The organism is Rhodococcus sp. NPDC059179 (genome assembly GCF_042754885.1).
GTDB lineage: Bacteria > Actinomycetota > Actinomycetes > Mycobacteriales > Mycobacteriaceae > Rhodococcus_G.
The window spans coordinates 1-1,952 of sequence record NZ_JBHZBV010000029.1; the positions used below are offsets into that span (position 1 = coordinate 1).

Consider the following 1,952-nt stretch of genomic DNA (forward strand, 5'->3'; position numbering starts at 1 on the left):
GTCGAAAATGACAATTTTGAAAACACAATTTCGTTTCTCCAGTATAACACAAAACGTGATTTTTGAAGCAAAACGGTTCCTCTTTATGGAGCCGTTTTTTTTATTTCCCGAAGGGTTATTTGTCAGAATGACAAACCGATTTCGAGCCGGCGAGAACCCATTGTCACACCACGATTTAGGGGGTGTGTATAAATGGGCACTCTCTGTGAAATTTGAAGCTTTGAAATTCCGAATGGCGCACTTATACACTCTGTCGAGTGAGTGCTAAAATGCTGAAGCATTTCCGTCAAGCGTGTGGAGGAATCTTGTAGAGAGATATAGCATAGATACCCGTATCTCTAGAGATATTTTGGTATATCCCTGCTATATCTATGGGGTATCTATGCTATATCTTTGGCTTCAAAAACGGCACCTGTTCTAAGAGCATAGAAACTCAACAGGCACAGCCTGTTTGACACCCTTTTTTTTAGGGTGGCACCGAGTTTCCTTATGCTCTTTTTCTCTGAAGCTAAACCTGTTTTATATGTCGTAGTCTTTTTATTGGGAGTGACCCCTTGCTGTACAATTTCCGGAGGTGCCGATAAGGGACGAATTTTCCCTTGTCGGTTGCCTTTGGGGATTGTAAGGGGTGGAGGCTCGGAATCAAAAGGAAACGAAATATCATTCCGAGTGTGCTTCTTTTTTCTGTTCTTGAATTCTATTATTTCCAATGTTAGAATTATGTTAACAACTTGTTAGGAGTGTGTTTGGATGGAAGAGAAAAAACAAATTGGACCTCGAATTACTGTTGAAACATTTAAAAAGCTAGAGTTATTAGCCGAACATTTTACAAAACACAATGAATTTGGAAGAGTTTCAAAAGATGCTGTAATTGAGTTTGCTATTAAGGAATTGTATAGGGACTATTTGGGAAAAGGACGCTAATTTTTGTTGAAAAACTGACTTCGGATTTGGGGTTCTTTATTATTAACTTGATTTTAATTAAACATTACAGGAAAAATTGAGGGGAAATGGATGGATAAACGCAATGGTGACGCGGTTTTCATAGCTCCAAATGATGTTGTAAAAGTGACCACTATGAATCACGTCATTGAAGTTCAGCATATGGAGAAGATGAACCGGAAAAATAATATCAAAAAATTGGACAAGGATAGGTTTGTAGACCTCTCTACTGGGGAGATCCGGGAGTTCGAGCATTCGGAAAATCGGCAGGAAAATTATAATTCTTTGAGACAAACCTTTAAGAAGCTGCGTTATTTGATAAATAACAATTTTATAGGACGGCCAAATGAATTACATATAACTTTGACATACAAGAAAAATATGACGGACACGAAAAAACTTTATAGTGATTTTCAAAATTTTATCGACAGGTTGCGTTATAAATACAAGAAAGAAAGTTCGATAGATTATTTATCGGTGGTAGAGCCACAAGGACGTGGAGCCTGGCATTGTCATGTTTTAATGCGCTTTAATGATTTGGATAAGATTTATATTAAAAATGCTGAATTAAGGAGTCTATGGGGTTTAGGATTTGTAACAATCAAGTCATTAAAGGATATAGACAACATAGGAGCCTATTTGAGCGCTTATTTGACTGATATAGACCTAGAAGATGTCCAAGACAGGGAAACAGCCTTAAAAGTGGCTTCAGAGGGCTGTGAGGTGCAAACAAAGATCGTAGAAGGTCGGGAAAAGAAATTTTTAAAAGGCGGACGGCTGCACATGTATCCTTCCGGAATGAATATGTATCGAAAATCAAAAGGGATTGTTAAGCCGGAACGGGAAGAAATGAAGTTCGGAGACATAAAAAAAGTAGTGGGTTCGGCAAAACCACACTACGAGAAAAGTTATCATGTCGAAAATGACAATTTTGAAAACACAATTTCGTTTCTCCAGTATAACACAAAACGTGATTTTTGAAGCAAAACGGTTCCTCTTTATGGAGCCGT

General features: G+C 37.8%; 2 protein-coding genes. Both read left to right on the forward strand.

What is annotated here, in order from left to right; genetic code table 11:
* Nucleotides 1-750 precede the first annotated feature (750 nt).
* The gene (locus tag ACFXMV_RS23165) at nt 751-924 is read left to right on the forward strand and encodes a hypothetical protein (protein WP_375839303.1); all 174 of its coding nucleotides are present in this window, start codon (nt 751-753) and stop codon (nt 922-924) included.
* Nucleotides 925-1,014: 90 nt separating this feature from the next.
* Nucleotides 1,015-1,923 (forward strand): hypothetical protein, encoded by a 909-nt coding sequence (locus ACFXMV_RS23170; protein ID WP_375839305.1) that lies wholly within the window; start codon nt 1,015-1,017, stop codon nt 1,921-1,923.
* Nucleotides 1,924-1,952: the final 29 nt, after the last annotated feature.

Excerpts from the sequence above, each read along its gene's own strand:
- ACFXMV_RS23165 (WP_375839303.1), top strand. The coding sequence starts at position 751 with ATGGAAGAGAAAAAACAAATTGGACCTCGAATTACTGTTGAAACATTT.
- ACFXMV_RS23170 (WP_375839305.1), top strand. The coding sequence starts at position 1,015 with ATGGATAAACGCAATGGTGACGCGGTTTTCATAGCTCCAAATGATGTT.